Origin of the sequence: Bifidobacterium saguini DSM 23967 (assembly GCF_000741715.1) — a bacterium.
GTDB lineage: Bacteria > Actinomycetota > Actinomycetes > Actinomycetales > Bifidobacteriaceae > Bifidobacterium > Bifidobacterium saguini.
On record NZ_JGZN01000016.1, the window covers coordinates 19200 to 32353 of the forward strand.

The 13154-nt window shown below is 61.2% G+C and carries 26 protein-coding genes; 4 read left to right on the top strand and 22 right to left on the bottom strand.

Features of this window, described 5'->3' with window-relative positions; translation table 11 throughout:
• Positions 1–127 precede the first annotated feature (127 nt).
• From BISA_RS09815 to BISA_RS09910, 20 genes are all read right to left on the bottom strand, one after another.
• Positions 128–844 (bottom strand): hypothetical protein, encoded by a 717-nt coding sequence (locus BISA_RS09815; protein WP_033891735.1) that lies wholly within the window; start codon positions 842–844, stop codon positions 128–130.
• A gap of 68 nt (positions 845–912) precedes the next feature.
• The gene (locus tag BISA_RS09820; protein ID WP_033891737.1) at positions 913–1107 is read right to left on the bottom strand and encodes a hypothetical protein; all 195 of its coding nucleotides are present in this window, start codon (positions 1105–1107) and stop codon (positions 913–915) included.
• Complete coding sequence (locus tag BISA_RS09825; RefSeq protein WP_033891738.1) at positions 1104–1391, bottom strand: hypothetical protein; 288 nt, start codon at positions 1389–1391, stop codon at positions 1104–1106. The genes BISA_RS09820 and BISA_RS09825 overlap by 4 nt, the downstream gene beginning before the upstream one ends.
• Positions 1388–1648: a hypothetical protein gene (locus BISA_RS09830; protein WP_033891739.1), complete on the bottom strand. Its 261-nt coding sequence runs from the start codon at positions 1646–1648 to the stop codon at positions 1388–1390. Before BISA_RS09830 ends, BISA_RS09825 begins: the two co-directional genes overlap by 4 nt.
• Positions 1645–2268: an exonuclease domain-containing protein gene (locus tag BISA_RS09835; protein ID WP_051917499.1), complete on the bottom strand. Its 624-nt coding sequence runs from the start codon at positions 2266–2268 to the stop codon at positions 1645–1647. The genes BISA_RS09830 and BISA_RS09835 overlap by 4 nt, the downstream gene beginning before the upstream one ends.
• A 7-nt stretch (positions 2269–2275) precedes the next feature.
• Positions 2276–2548, bottom strand: coding sequence for a hypothetical protein (locus tag BISA_RS09840; RefSeq protein ID WP_033891741.1), 273 nt, complete (start codon positions 2546–2548; stop codon positions 2276–2278).
• The gene (locus tag BISA_RS12310) at positions 2545–3621 is read right to left on the bottom strand and encodes a hypothetical protein (protein ID WP_051917501.1); all 1077 of its coding nucleotides are present in this window, start codon (positions 3619–3621) and stop codon (positions 2545–2547) included. The genes BISA_RS09840 and BISA_RS12310 overlap by 4 nt, the downstream gene beginning before the upstream one ends.
• The gene (locus BISA_RS12315) at positions 3618–4115 is read right to left on the bottom strand and encodes a DUF7694 domain-containing protein (protein WP_051917502.1); all 498 of its coding nucleotides are present in this window, start codon (positions 4113–4115) and stop codon (positions 3618–3620) included. The genes BISA_RS12310 and BISA_RS12315 overlap by 4 nt, the downstream gene beginning before the upstream one ends.
• A 4-nt stretch (positions 4116–4119) precedes the next feature.
• On the bottom strand, positions 4120–4344 hold the full coding sequence (locus tag BISA_RS09855; protein WP_033891742.1) for a helix-turn-helix domain-containing protein: 225 nt from the start codon (positions 4342–4344) through the stop codon (positions 4120–4122).
• Positions 4341–4583 carry a hypothetical protein gene (locus BISA_RS09860; protein WP_033891743.1) on the bottom strand — a complete coding sequence of 81 codons (243 nt, stop codon included), beginning with the start codon at positions 4581–4583 and terminating at the stop codon, positions 4341–4343. Before BISA_RS09860 ends, BISA_RS09855 begins: the two co-directional genes overlap by 4 nt.
• Entirely contained in the window at positions 4580–6031 is a 1452-nt protein-coding gene (locus tag BISA_RS09865) for a ParB/RepB/Spo0J family partition protein (RefSeq protein WP_051917504.1), read from the bottom strand. The genes BISA_RS09860 and BISA_RS09865 overlap by 4 nt, the downstream gene beginning before the upstream one ends.
• Before the next feature lie 116 nt (positions 6032–6147).
• Positions 6148–6399 (bottom strand): hypothetical protein, encoded by a 252-nt coding sequence (locus tag BISA_RS09870; RefSeq protein ID WP_033891744.1) that lies wholly within the window; start codon positions 6397–6399, stop codon positions 6148–6150.
• 169 nt (positions 6400–6568) lie between these two features.
• Complete coding sequence (locus BISA_RS09875) at positions 6569–7189, bottom strand: hypothetical protein (RefSeq protein WP_033891745.1); 621 nt, start codon at positions 7187–7189, stop codon at positions 6569–6571.
• Positions 7189–7656 carry a single-stranded DNA-binding protein gene (locus BISA_RS09880; protein ID WP_051917505.1) on the bottom strand — a complete coding sequence of 156 codons (468 nt, stop codon included), beginning with the start codon at positions 7654–7656 and terminating at the stop codon, positions 7189–7191. The genes BISA_RS09875 and BISA_RS09880 overlap by 1 nt, the downstream gene beginning before the upstream one ends.
• Positions 7657–7899, bottom strand: coding sequence for a hypothetical protein (locus tag BISA_RS09885; RefSeq protein WP_033891746.1), 243 nt, complete (start codon positions 7897–7899; stop codon positions 7657–7659). It lies immediately after the preceding gene.
• 3 nt (positions 7900–7902) lie between these two features.
• The gene (locus BISA_RS09890; protein ID WP_033891747.1) at positions 7903–8142 is read right to left on the bottom strand and encodes a hypothetical protein; all 240 of its coding nucleotides are present in this window, start codon (positions 8140–8142) and stop codon (positions 7903–7905) included.
• Positions 8143–8152: 10 nt separating this feature from the next.
• On the bottom strand, positions 8153–8410 hold the full coding sequence (locus BISA_RS09895) for a hypothetical protein (RefSeq protein WP_033891748.1): 258 nt from the start codon (positions 8408–8410) through the stop codon (positions 8153–8155).
• The gene (locus BISA_RS09900; protein ID WP_033891749.1) at positions 8410–8676 is read right to left on the bottom strand and encodes a hypothetical protein; all 267 of its coding nucleotides are present in this window, start codon (positions 8674–8676) and stop codon (positions 8410–8412) included. Before BISA_RS09900 ends, BISA_RS09895 begins: the two co-directional genes overlap by 1 nt.
• Positions 8676–8900, bottom strand: a complete 225-nt coding sequence (locus BISA_RS09905) for a hypothetical protein (RefSeq protein ID WP_152597226.1) — start codon at positions 8898–8900, stop codon at positions 8676–8678. The genes BISA_RS09900 and BISA_RS09905 overlap by 1 nt, the downstream gene beginning before the upstream one ends.
• Before the next feature lie 14 nt (positions 8901–8914).
• Entirely contained in the window at positions 8915–9163 is a 249-nt protein-coding gene (locus BISA_RS09910; protein WP_051917507.1) for a hypothetical protein, read from the bottom strand.
• A gap of 133 nt (positions 9164–9296) precedes the next feature.
• Between BISA_RS09910 and BISA_RS09915 the strand changes: the two genes are divergently transcribed.
• Positions 9297–9626 carry a hypothetical protein gene (locus tag BISA_RS09915; RefSeq protein ID WP_152597227.1) on the top strand — a complete coding sequence of 110 codons (330 nt, stop codon included), beginning with the start codon at positions 9297–9299 and terminating at the stop codon, positions 9624–9626.
• Positions 9627–9776: 150 nt separating this feature from the next.
• Here BISA_RS09915 and BISA_RS09920 read toward each other — a convergent pair whose 3' ends face one another.
• Positions 9777–10961 (bottom strand): hypothetical protein, encoded by a 1185-nt coding sequence (locus tag BISA_RS09920; RefSeq protein WP_152597228.1) that lies wholly within the window; start codon positions 10959–10961, stop codon positions 9777–9779.
• Positions 10962–11115: 154 nt separating this feature from the next.
• Between BISA_RS09920 and BISA_RS12955 the strand changes: the two genes are divergently transcribed.
• The 3 genes from BISA_RS12955 to BISA_RS09925 all read left to right on the top strand — a co-directional run bounded on the left by BISA_RS12955 (position 11116) and on the right by BISA_RS09925 (position 11691).
• Positions 11116–11265, top strand: a complete 150-nt coding sequence (locus BISA_RS12955) for a hypothetical protein (protein ID WP_156099600.1) — start codon at positions 11116–11118, stop codon at positions 11263–11265.
• 76 nt (positions 11266–11341) lie between these two features.
• Positions 11342–11488 carry a hypothetical protein gene (locus BISA_RS13195; RefSeq protein ID WP_162832216.1) on the top strand — a complete coding sequence of 49 codons (147 nt, stop codon included), beginning with the start codon at positions 11342–11344 and terminating at the stop codon, positions 11486–11488.
• On the top strand, positions 11485–11691 hold the full coding sequence (locus tag BISA_RS09925; protein WP_033891753.1) for a hypothetical protein: 207 nt from the start codon (positions 11485–11487) through the stop codon (positions 11689–11691). Before BISA_RS13195 ends, BISA_RS09925 begins: the two co-directional genes overlap by 4 nt.
• 51 nt (positions 11692–11742) lie before the next feature.
• Here the strand turns inward: BISA_RS09925 and BISA_RS09930 are convergent, their stop codons facing one another.
• Positions 11743–13020, bottom strand: a complete 1278-nt coding sequence (locus BISA_RS09930) for a tyrosine-type recombinase/integrase (protein WP_033891754.1) — start codon at positions 13018–13020, stop codon at positions 11743–11745.
• Positions 13021–13154: the final 134 nt, after the last annotated feature.

Genomic DNA, 13154 nt, shown 5'->3' on the forward strand with positions numbered 1-13154 from the left:
GGTCCGGGCATAAGAAAACCCCGAAGCGCAAGCGCCCGGGGTTTCAAAGTATCCATGTGGTTACAAAAATAACCAACGCTAGTAGTTCTAGCGGTGACAGTTTGCTTCTGTCAAGACCTTCGGCGTGTCATTCTCTTTTATCGCGTCGTGTGAATGCCTGCCATACGTCCCATACGTTGTAGACCGGATTGCCGTTCTCATCCACGTTCACCGGTTCCAGAATCCCTCGTTTGGCCCACTTGGTTATTGTGTTCGGCTTGACCGCCACCCCGTAGGGATCCATCCATCGGGCGATGGCAGACGCGCTGCCTTGCGCCCCGCCGAGAGCCAGTCTCAGAACGCTGGCCTGCTGCACATCCTTGATTCTCCACTCGCCTCGGCAGCGATCACAGGCCTTGTACCCTGAGAACATCTCCAACTCCGTGCACCACAGCTCATAACCGCATTTCGGGCACGGGCCTATCATCTTGCACGCCGGTGGAGGATTCAGCATCCGATCCATGCGCATGGCGGCGAGCGCGACTTGTTCGGTGATGGTTTCGGCGTCGTCTTGTGCGAGGAGGTTGGTTTCGTGGAGCATGATGCCTTTGAGGAGTGCGGGGACGTCCATGCCTCGGTGCGGGTGGAGGCCGGCGGCTCTGGCGAGTTTTCGGGTGAGGATGTCGATGTCTTGTTTGAGTTGCCATGCGTCGATGTTGACTGGGATTGGCGCGATGCTGTGGGTGCCGTTGCCGGTGCTGCGTGCCATGATGTTGGCTTTTTTGGCGGCGATGAGGCTGAGTATGGGCCAGCCGTCTTTGAGTGTGCTCAGGTTGTTGTGGAGTTGTTGGGCTGGTGTGGGCATGGTTCCTCCGGGTCCGTCAGTGTGGTTTCGCTGCTGTTCGGTTGGCTTCATGCCCGTTGTCCATTGTCTCACGGGTTGGTGGTTTTTTCCGGTGGTGATGGCGGGTATTCGATGTAGTAGTTGGTGCCGTAGTTGTCGTAGATGAAGCTGGCGAAGCGGATGAGTCTTTCCTCGGTGATGAGGAATCGGTTGCGGCTATACCAGTCGGCGAGCGCGGTTTTGATTTCGTGGTAGGTGAGGATTTTGCCGTGGCGTTCGGTCATTTGGCGACGCCTCCGGTCATTGGGTCGATTAGTTCACAGTCGATTGCGTCGATGTGGTCTCCGGTTTTGATTTCGATGCAGAAGCGCTTGATGTCGCCGGTGGTTTCGATTTTCTGGATGGTGGTTTGTTTGGGTTGGTCGTTGCCGGTGGCGATGGTGTAGCCGATGAGTCCGATGGTGGCGATGAGGCCTGTGGTGGCGATGAGTGCTATGAGGGTGAAGAGGAGGCCGGTGAATTCTTCGAGGGTCCAGTCTTTGAAGATGTGGTTGAGGAGCTTGTTCATTGGTTGTCCTTGGTGTTGGTGTGGTCGAGGTGGTCGAGGATGGTTGCGGCGATGAGGCCGATGGTGCAGAAGGCGAGGGTGAGTGCCACGTATGCCGCGGGTCCCCAGATGGGTAGGAGTACGATCCACCAGTTCCAGTCGATGATGTTGGCGAGGCGGAGTGCGGTGAAGATGACGGCGAGGAGGTTGATGGAGAGGATGGTTTTGCCGAATGTGGTGAGGGTGGCGCGTGCTGTGCGCGTGGTGGTTCGTTTCATGCGGTGTGGTCCTTGATGTGTTGACGGAGGGTTCGGTATTCGGTGATGTCTCTGGTGAGGCAGTCGTGGACTCGGTGGGTGCCGTGCTGGTGGTGTTGGTAGGGGTTGTGGCCGAGTGATTGCCAGAGGAGGCGGATGGTGGTCATGTCGAATGCCCTGTAGTGGAGTTGGTTGGCGAGGAAGCCGTGGCATTCGTGTTGTTCGAGCAGGTGGTTGATGGCGGGTAGGTCGAAGCGCTGGATGTTGGTGCCTGCGGGGTGGAGTGTGAGTCCTTGTTCGCTGGTGAGTCGGTCGATGAAGTCGGCGAGGTCGTCGGTGGCTTCCTGTTCGCTGCTGCCGGATTGTTCGCAGGCGGCGAGGAGGCCGTTGGCTGTGTGCATTTTCAGTGCTTTGAGGCTGATGTCGAGGAGTTGTTCGGTCTGGATGTGGATGACGGTCTCGTAGCGGCCGAACTCCCTGGTCGCGTCGAGGCTGGTGCAGATGGCTCCGATTTCGAGTATCGAACATTCGTTCGGGTCGAGTCCGGTGGTTTCCACGTCGAGCCAGAGGAGCGCGTCGGCGGGTTCCGGCGTGACGGGCGTGCCGCCGACGGTGATGGAGTGCGCATCGCTTGTGTTCATGGGTTTCCTAGCCTTTCAGGACGGTGAGGGTTTTGATGTGGGGTTGGAGGATGGCGGTGCCGTGTTTGGGGTTGACGCTGAGGATCCGCATGCCTTTGAGTGTTTCCTCGCTGTCATCCAGGGTGAATCGGGTGGCTTGGTAGCCGTCTCGTGGCCAGCTGGCTTTGAGCCGGCCGTCGATGATGGTGCCGTCCTGGGTCATGAGGATGCAGCGAGCCCCGTCGAGTTCGGCTGGTTTGGCGGTGCGCCAGTCGATGGCTTCCTGGACTTTGCCGTTCATGCGATGGCCTCGAGTCCGTCGACGTGGATGCCGAGTTCGGCGAGTTCGTCCGGCTGACCGAGGCAGATCCGATCCACGATGTCGGTGGGCGCTTTGCCCTGGCCGAGGAGCCGTGCCACGGCCGGGATCCACTCGTGGCGGATAGCCGGGTCCGGTTGGCGTTGCTTGAGGCGTGTGGAGCTGTCGACGAGCTTGCGCGCCCTGCGTTCCAGCTCCGTATCGGCCGGATCCGGGGCATCGGGCATGCCGGTGCCGAGCTTGGCGCCGCTCAGCCCGATCTCCTTGCCGCGGCGCAGCCAGTTGCGGAACGCCGGCGCCGGATTGGACGGGTACTTGCCGTTGGCGTCGAGCGCGTCACGGAATTTGGCGAGCTCATAGCCGAGGTCGAGGCCGAACGCGTCGGCGAGCGCGATGTGCGTCTGGTCGGGTTGGAAGTCGGCGAGCGCTTGGCGTGGATCCGTGGGCTGGCTGGTGGTGGTTTGGGTTGGCGTTTTTGCGCGCGCGTACTCTCTCTTAATGTTCTTAATATTCTTAATAGATTTAATACTCTTGTCTGCAGCTATACGTGCACCCCTGCTGCAGGTCAGCTGCACCCCAGCTGCACCCCTGCTGCACCCCTGTGATGCGTCGGGGTCGGCTTCGTCGGTGGTCCATTCGTCGGTGGTCCATTCGTCGGTGGTGATGGCCGGTTCCGGTTCTGTTTCCGTGGCCGGTTCCGGCGTGGGTTCGTTGATCGGGTATGCGTCATCGTCGTTCAGGGGTGCATATTCTGCACCCCTGTCGTTCATGACGATGTCGTAGACCTTGGGCCTGCGGTTGCCGGGGAGGTAGGAGACGAGGCGTTGGTCGCCTTCGCGCAGCACGCCGATTTCGACCATGTGGGCGAGTTTGGCGCGCACGGTGCGTTCGCCGATGGGTGCCCGGTAGAGTTCCATGAGGGTTTTGACGCTTTTGCCGAAGCCTCGGCCTTCGTTATCGACGTTGTCGGCGATGATGGTGAGGAGTCGGAATTCGATGGCGTCGAGTTCGATGGGCGCTTCGTAGAGGGTCCATGCGGTTGCTTGCTGGCTCATGATTCGCCTCCGATGATGATCTGGTGGATGCCGCCGTGATAGGCCGGCGGTTCGTTGTCGTCGTGCTCGGGCTCCGTCGTGTGGCCGGTTGGTTGTTTCCAGCCGAAGCGTGGCTCGGTGTCGAGGATCCACAGGTGGCGCATGTTGGCGACGTTCTGCACGTATCGCTGCGGTGGGTAGCATTCGACGGCCCAGGCTTCTTCGCCGATGGTCTCGTTCTTGATCTGCTGGAGGGCGTCCCAGCTGATGCCTTCGCGGTATTCGCCGGTGTATCTGTCGATCTGGACTCGGGTGATGGCGAGTCGTTTCATGCCGCTGTCACGGTCGATGTAGAGCATGGCCTGGTAGTCGCGGCTTCTCCATACGCGCACCGGCTCCGATTCCGGGCCGGGATAGTCGGGGTCGTCGCGGAATTCCTTGAGCCAGTCCATGTCCTGTTCGACCATGTGGCGGCTGTGCACGTGGCGTTGCATGTTCTCGACGTATCTGCTCATGGTGTTATCTCCTTTTCAGCAGGTCGAGCGCTGTCTTGTGGCCTTCGTCGGTGAGCGCCCAGTTGTCGTAGAAGTCGGGTTGGATGAGCCCGCGTTCCTCCAACGCCGCGAAGGTGCGGCTGTTGTTGGAGTTGGCGGGCAGCATGGTGTGGTTGAGGAGCGCGATCAGCAGCTCCTTCATGGTGGGTGTGAGCCGTTCGAGTCGGCTTCGTGTCTCTCTGCGGCTCATGGCTGTTCCTCCGAATGCCTGTAGAGGCTGCGGGAGGCGGCGGCGAGCGCCCTTCGGGTCTGGTTGAGGCCTGTGAGCGCTTGGGTGAGGTGTTCGAGCGTGTCTTCGGGGGCTCCTTGGTCGCGGATCGCGTTGACGATGCTGATGAGTGTGTCGGTGAGGGTGCTGGTGGTGTCGATGCGGCCCACGGCGAGCGCTTGTTGGCGTTTCATGCGTTGTGTTTCGTGTTGTGGGATCATTGCTGGTCGTTGTCCTTTGTGGCGGTGAGGTTGCCGGCGAGTGCCTGTTGTTCGTTGGTGCTGGGTTGGTGGCCGAGCCATGCGAGCGCCTGGTAGTAGATGGCGGTGGTTTTGAGGTTGGTGCCGTAGCCGGTGCCGTCCCATGTTTCGGGGGTGATGCGTGCTTCCTGGCGGGCGAGCATGACGAGGGTGAGTTGGCGGAGTTCCTGGCCGGGTTTGTCGGCTCGGCGGCGCAGCTCGTTGAGGTTGGCCGGGGTGTCGAGGTGGTAGAGGCCTTCCTTCGGGTTCTTTTTCTCGTCGGGCAGGGGTTTGCCGCTGATCTGGTTGTAGGCGGTGATCATCTGGTCGCGTTGGTTGGCGTCGAGGCCGGTGGGCAGATAGGTGCCGGTGCCGATGGTTTCGAGCCTGGCGAGGGTTTGGATGGCGTCTCGCATCTGCTGGCCGGTCCATTCGGTGGAGTGGGTGCGGATCCATTCGCGGCGGAGGCGGTTGCTGGTGGCCGTGTATTCGCGTACCTTGGCTTTGCGTTCGCGTTCCTTGGCGGCGATGGCCTTCAGGCGTTCGGTTTCCTTGGTGTTTTCCTCGGTGTCCTTCGGGGCTGCGGGTTCGGCCCATCCGTAGCCGGAGTCGGCGGTGGTGAGGATGATGCTGGCCGGGTCGCCGCCGTGGCGCAGGTATTCCTCCCAGGATTCGGCGAATGGTTTCGACGTGTTGGGCGCGTGGGTGGCGCCGTATCCTTCCATGCCGGTCCACAGGTTCTTGACCTTGATGGCGTGCAGGTGGTTCGCCGTGATGTATTCGTCGGCGGCCCGGCGCCATTGGTTCATGCGTTTGTGGTCGCGCGCGTTCTCGAGCTCCCACCGCCAGTCGTTGCTTTCGGCCTTTTCGGCGAGGCGGGCTTGCGTTTTCGGATCGTCGCTGAATTCGGCGAGCGCGTCGAGCTGGCTGAGGGTGAGTTGGCTGAAGTCCTTGGCTTTGGCGCGGGTGGCTTGCGGTATGCCGGCAATTTTGATGCGGCGGCGGACGAAGCTGGTGCTGCGGCCGGTTTTGTCGGCGAGTTCGTCGATCGATGCGCCGAGGTCGAGGAGTCCTTGGTATCCGTCGGCTTCCTCGATGGGAGTCAGGTCGGCGCGCTGTGTGTTCTCGATGAGCATGATCTCGCGTTCCTCGCGGTCGGTGAGATGGCGCACCGTGCAGGGGATCATGGTCATGCCGGCCTTGATGCAGGCCTGGTAGCGGCGGTGGCCGATGACGATCCGGTAGAGGGGTTTGCCGTCCGTGTCCTGGCCGGCCGGGGTGACGAGCAGCTGCTGCTGGAGTCCCTGGGCTTTGATGCTCGCGGCGAGTTCGGTCACGTCGCCCACGGTCTTGCGCGGGTTGGCCGCGTTGGGGATGAGCTGCGTGGCGGGGATGTCCACGATCAGCGGGCTTGTGGCGTTGTTTTCCATTGGTTGCGGGTCACTGTTCCTTCACATCGTTGGACATGGTGGTGGGCATCGGGGTGCGGGGCAGGCGTTTGCGGCGTCTGCGCTGGCGTTGGTGTTCGAGCTGCTGGCGTCCGTGCTTACGCTTGGCCATGCTTGTCGTCTCCTTCGGTGGTTTCGGTGATGTGGAATTCGAGCCGGTGGATTCCTTTGGGTGCGATGGTGGGGCTCATCCGGTAGAAGGGGCCTTCCACGTGCCGCCAGTTGTCGTCCGGCCAGAGTCCGGCTTTGGTGAAGCCGTCGATGATGGGTTTGCCCACGTTGTCGGCGTTGCTGGGATCCGCCTGGTTTCTCCCGTTGGTGGATACTGCACGTACACGTCGAGCCGGCAATGTTCGAAGCTCACCCCGCCATGCCGGTTCCTCCAGTTGACGGCTTCGGCCCAGCCGAGGCGTTTGAGGGTCTGCATGAGCCGGTTGTGCGCGTACCAGTTGCCGTGCGAGCCGTTGTCGTTCTTCCACAGGGGTTTGGGAATCTCCACGACGATCACATGCTGTGTGCTCATCGTGGCCTCTTCGCGGTGTTCAGGCTGTCGCCCGGATATTGGGCGCAGACGATCCATTTGCCCTCGTGCCGGTGGTCGGGTGCGACTTCCACACGGTATGCGCCCTTGGGGGTGAAGGCCTTGATGCTGCCGTGGAGGATCCGCTGTTTGAGGTTCAACGCGGCGCGGCGCTCCATGTTCTCGCCGATCACGGCTATCCTGCCTTCGAACCTGCGCAACGCCTTGGCGGGTTTCGACCACTTGCTTTCCGGTGGCGCCGATTTGACGTGGATGTCGGCGGGCCAGTCCGCGATGAACCTCACGGAGCGCAGCAATGCCAGGTCCTCGTCCTTGCCCACCGGCTGTGCTTCGGTTTCCGCCGGTTCCGGCATGGTGGTTTCCGGCGCCGGCGGGGCCAACGGTTCCGGCTGGGATTCGACGGGCTTGTCGTCTTCGGTTTCGGCCTGCACCGGCTGTGTGATCACGCTCGGCGTGATGCCGGGGCGCTGCAGGCCGTGTTTCCTGCAGTAGCGGCCCACGGCGAGCCGTTCGGATTGCTCCAGCTGGTCCCAGCCGTCGCGCAACGCGATGGCATACAGTTGTTCGAGTTCCTGCTGTGTGTACTTCGGTTTGGTCATCACCACTCCCCGGTATCGAAGTCGTCATTGTTCCGCACGGCCCCCGCATAGCCCTGCGCGGGAGCCGGCGCGGCCTGGTGTTGGTTGCCGTTCCGGCCGCCGCCTGTTTTCGTGATCTGCACGGTGGCGCGCTGCAGGCTGGCGCCGATGTCGTCGATGACGTACCGGGTGGACCATCGCTCCGTGCCGTCCTGCGCGGTGAACCGGTCGGTCTTCGGCCTTGCCACCGCGATCACCTGGGAGCCTTTCGCCAGACTCGCGGCGATGTGTTCGGCCAGACCACGCCAGGCCTCGCAGTTCCAGCTCGTGGGAGTGACTTCGACCGGCTGGCCGGCCGTGTCCTTCTCCCAGCCGCTGGACAGGATGCGCAGGTTCACCACGGGCGTGGCCTGGGCGCCGACGGTCCTGAGCTCCGGATCGGCGGCGAGCCTGCCGCGGATGATGACCATGCTCGGATCCTTCGCCATCTACTCCTCCTCTTCCTGTTCGTCGTCTTCGGTGAGATATGGTCCGAGCTTGCGCACCGCCCACGGTGTGGCGAGCGCCGCGCCGCAGCCCGCGTAGATGATCAGGGCGATGGTGTTGCCCAGCGGGTGCATGCATCCGTCGTGGGTGAGCAGCCATGCCAGGGCGAGCAGCGTGACGACGGCGAGCGCGATGGTCTCGATTCGTGTGTATGGCCAGCCGGTTGTGGTCTTGTCCGTGTTCATGGGTTATTCCTCCATGCCGCGGATCCAGCGGTCCATCGCGGCTTTCGTGACCCTGCGGCGGCCTGGTTTGCCGAAGCGGTTCGGCGGGCGGAATGTGTCGAGGTCGCCGTTGTTGATCGCCAGGCGTACCCCCTCGTAGTCGAGTGAGTACACCTGCGCGGCCTGGGCGGGCGACCATGCCTGCCGTTCTCCCAACGGCACACGGCTCGTGTCCTTCAATGCTTCGGTGTTCTTCTCGCTCATGTCGGTCTCCTTAGAAGCTCTTGATCTTGGCCGTGAGGCGTTGGAGGATCTGGCGCGGGGTGCCGGTGACGAACACGGTTTCGCCACCCCAGCCCGCATCGAGACTGAAGAGATGCCCCTGGTTGTCGAGCATGAGCTGGGTGACGCCGATCTCGAACTTGCCGGGCGCGGTGCTGAACACGATGCCGTATGGCGTGGCGTCCGCGAACTCATATTTGCCGGAGTCTTCCATCAGTCCGGCCAGTGCTTCCTTGGTTGTCTCGTTCATCACTTGATCTCCGGGTTGACTTCGCTGCGATTGATGGTGCCTAGGCTGTCGCCATCCTTTACATGGCGGCTCCTCAATGCGCGGCTCATGCTTTCGACGGCTATGGCCGCTAGGTCACGCACGTGTTCTGGGATATCCGGTTCGAGCTGTACAACGCCCTGGGCTCTGCCGTTCGATGGGTCGGTCAGGTGAATCGTCATGCTGGTGATCGTTTCCATAACGGTTCCGGTCGGGTCGCTGAGCGTCAATTCGAATACGGCGTCCATCACGCCACCTCCTTGGCCGGGGCGACGAGCATGGCGGCGAGCGCCTTCGCGGCTTCGGGGCTGAGTTCCCTGCGCGGGCCAGTCCCTCCCTTGCCGATGCGGATGGTCACATGGCCGTCCACGTGGCGGGTCGAGACCAGCCTTTCGTCATCGGGCTCGTAGAAGGCGACCAGACTGGCGAACCTGTCGTTGCCGCGCACCTCGGTGTGAATCTCCGTATTCATGGCCTTCCCGCACATCACGCCACCAGCTTCTGCGAGCGCGTTTTGGTGTCCCTAACTACCGTCACGACCTCGCCAGGCGTGAAGCCAAAGGCATCAAACAATCCGACGAGCACATCGGTGCCTACTTCGCCACCGGCCTTCATGTTCTCAAGCCGTTCCTCATTGATGCCTATAGCTGCCGCGAAGGATTCATCAGTTTTTATGCCAGACATTCGCTTTGCTCTATCGAGGAAGCCTTCTTTGAACACCACTCGCGAGGTCATATCATTCCTTTCCACAATGCCATGCGCTCATTGCTTATTGCAATGAGTATATTGCAGACTGTAATGCAAGTCAAATCATTTTGCAATGATTCTGAGCTTGACTGCAATGGAAAGCTATTGCATAATGCAATGTATGGGTATTAACGATTGGTTTGTAGAAGTCACCGGAGGCGAAAGTTACAATGCAGTCGCCAAAAAAGCCGGTGTGCAAGCCTCCTCTATTTGGAGGCAGCTCCCTGATCGATTGTCCGAAAAGAATGCCGTGGCAATCGCACGCGCCTATGGCCGTCCCGCCATAGAGCCCTTAATCGTTATGGGCTTGCTAACCGACGACGACGTTAAAGCGATTAAAAGCCAAGACGCCCTTCGGGATGCGACCGACGATGAGTTGATGGCAGAACTAAGCCGCCGAATAAAAGCAAATGCCGACCCCAAGTGGCAGGAGCCGCCCAATGTCGATTAGCACCAGATTCCCCAAGAATCTATGAATTTCAGTCTTCCAAAAGCCCCGCAGGGGAATATCCCCCTAGAATATAAGACCCAAAAATCGTTAGAATATAAATCGCCCCGGTCGCTCGTCTGCGAGCGCCGGGGCGATTCTTCTTTGTTGTCGTTATCTTTCGTATGCCTCTATGTTGATGCTGGTGTAGTAACGGCTTGCCAGAAGCAATAGCCTTCTTCCTTCGAGAGGTTCGGACATGGCGTATGCCGTCGCCGATCTTGCTGTGATTTCCGCGAGCGTGGTTCCGCCGCTTTTGATTGCGATGTGGGGCTTGGCCTTGGATCCGTCTGGTGTCGGTATCTTTTCGACGGTGGCCTCGAAGGCGACGAGTCCTTCGTCTGGGATTCTTGGGCCGCCCCAGTTGTTTTCCGTGATGCGGAAGGCGGCAAGTGATGTTTTCCCGGCGACCCCGTATGTCTGTCTGCGTTCGTATTCCTTGAGTGCGGTTTCCTCGGATTCGCGGTTTTTCGCCTCCGCCACTGTTGGCACCATGACGTAGACCTCCGGCACCCCTCTTTGGTACCATCCGCGTCGCACGGCCGTGAGTTCCACGCTTTGCGCGCCGTTCTCGATGAGGGTGCGGATATGTATTGATGCGATGTTGTTGAAGAGCACGCCGAATGGTTTGCCTTTGTATTCGATGGCGTATCCGTCGTCGATGCCGGTTCGCCATTGGCTGCCGTTGATTCTGCTACGTAGCGTTATCGGGCGCATGACGACTGTCACCCGATCGGCTAGCCCTTCCCTGAGCTTAAGTACGGGGCGCGGGTCGTAGACATAGATCTTCGCCTCGTATGAGCCGGATATTGTTTTCGTCGTCGCAGCCGCCTGCGTAGCCATGCTGCTTGGTTGAATGACGATCGGCCCGAGCGTGCCGGAGGCAGCGAGCGCCGGCGCATTGGCTTCGCGCCGTTTGATTGACGCAAGCACTTTATCGTTCGCCTTTTGGGCTGCGTCCGCAGAGGCGACGAATGAGCCCTCAGGTGGCTTGGAGGGCGTCGATACCACTGCAGGCGCCGCGGCCTGCAGCGGCTTCGGCTCTTCCTCCTGCCGCTGTGGTGCCGGAGGCAGGGTCAGCCCATATAGGACGAGTCCGATGAATCCCGTCAACGCCCCGATGAGGATGAAGCCGATGATGCCACCTACGGCCCAGCTCTCCTTGAGATTGAACAATCCAAAGATGATCATGACGGCCGAGAGCAGGCATGCAAGCAGGAATGGTGCGGCGAGAATCCTCAATACGATTTTCTTGGTTTTCGATTGTCGCACTTCGACGTGCTGTCCGTTTGACATCATGCCCTCCACCTGTACATCATTCGCGGCCGGCTCGTTGCGGCTCCGTTTGATTCTAGCAGCGGGTCGGCGTGTCGCTTGCGCCCGGCTTGTATAACTTACATAGTTATGTTATATTAGTTATGTCAGCAAAACAGAACAGTGAAAGGAGGTGAACATGGACGAGGTCTGGAAAGCGATCGAAGCCATCGGCTCCCTGCTTGTCGGGATTGCGGCCGTCATTGCCGCGCTCAAGTCCAACGGCAGCGAGCCATCGCCGAAGCCGAAGCCAAAACCGCCACGCAGGCGGCGCAGGCCACGCAGGTAGAGCAAGAGCCGTAGATTCCGAATAACCCTACTATCCGGAGCTACGGCTCCCTTCCCAGACTAATCCATGAATCATCATGAACGCAAAAAGCGCATACAGGTTCGTCTCGCTGGCATGCGGCGCGATGTGCCTCATCCTCGCCATCGGCGGACGGACCATCGCCGCCGGGGTCTTCGGAGCCGCCGCAGGCGTCTTCGGCTACCTCGCGGGAGGAGAACGATGACCGAACGCTTCCTGAGCCTCAAGGAGGTCGGCGAGCGCCTTGGCGTGAAGAATCCCGCCGCGAAGGGCTACAACCTGCCGGAGCCGGACGCGCTGATCGGCACGACGCGCGGCTGGCTGCCGGAGACCATCGACCGGTGGAACGCGGCCCGTCCCGGTCGTGGGGTCGGTGGCGGCAGGCCGCGCAAACATCCCGTTGAATAGGCGAAAGCCCCCGGCACTCATTGCGAGCGCCGGGGCTTTCGTTTGTTTCGTTTATGAGGCTTCCTCGATGACTTCGGCTTCGATGATGTCGGTGTCGTCGTGGAGATCGGGTATGGCCTGGCCGAGGAGTTTGGCGAGGCTGGCTTCGTCTCTGTGGGTGTAGTGGTTGGTCATCGTGATGCTGGTGTGGCCCATGATGGCGGTGCGTGCGTCGTCTGGCATGTTGGCGCGGGCCGTCATGCTGGCGGTCCAGTGGCGTGCGCTGTGGATGGTGACCGGTGGAAGGCCTGCGGCCTCCAGCGCCTTGTTCCAGTTGTAGCGTTCGGTGCTGCTGCGTATCGGGTTGCCGCGCGAGTTGGTGAATATGAGCTGGCGTGGGCCGATGCCGAGTCGTTTGATGCGCGCCCACAATCGCTGCCACAGGCTCATGGATATGGGCACGAACCGGTGTGCGGCGTGGGTCTTGGGCGTGGTGAGCCACAGGATGCCGTACAGGTGCTCGGCTTTGAGCCAGGCGGGGATGACCGCCTGTTCCGGCTTGCCGTATTGCTGGATCTGCTGCTGCACGTTGATGCCGGGCACGCCGTCGCGCTGTTCCAATTCGTAAGGCATGAGCGCGTAGCGTTCGCCCTCCCTCATGCCGGCGGCGAACGCGAGCTCGAACAGCAGCATCCAGGATTCGTCCACGTCCACGGTCGGGGCCGGGCCGCGTCGTTTCGCGCCTCTGTTGGGCACGGCTTCGATCAGCTGCTTCGGCTGGTCGGGTGAAAGAATCTTGGTCTCGGTGGGTTCCACGCGCGGTGGCTTGACCCTGCGGCACGGGTCCACCGGGATGAGTTCCTCAAGCTCGGCCTGGTCGAGCATCATCTTCAGGCTCACGAAGTGGTCCTTGAGCGTGGAGGGCGCGAGTCGCTTGGAGAGCACGCGCATGCATTGGCGCACATGGTCAGGGGTCAGTTCCGTGAGGCGAACGCGGCCGATGACATCCATGCACGCCTTGATGCGGCCTGCGCGGGTGCGGTACGTGGTCGGCTTGACGTTGAGCCGGTATTCCTCCAGCCAGCGTTCCGCGTAGTCCTTCAGGTACGGGCTCTTGGCTCCGGGCAGCAGGCCGGTGCGCTCCATCTCGGCGACCTTGGCGTCGAACCGTTCGCGGGCGTCGGCCTTCGTCCGGCCGCTTGCCGCTATGAACCGGCGTTTGCCGGTCGCGGGGTCTCGGCTGATCTCGCGGCGGAATTCCCATCGTCCATCCGTGCGGTGGATGATGCTTCCCGCGCCCTTGGTGCGTCGCGAGCGTCCGACCGTGTTCCGTGAGGTCTTCGCCGTCATGGTGTTCTCCTTGTGTCCGAGAGCACTCAATGAGCGTCCACGCACATGGCGAGAACCGTTACGGCGAGTGTCCTCCGTGACTTGCGGAAGTACACTCTATTTACACTCTATCGCCGCGTAAAACGGCGGAAGAC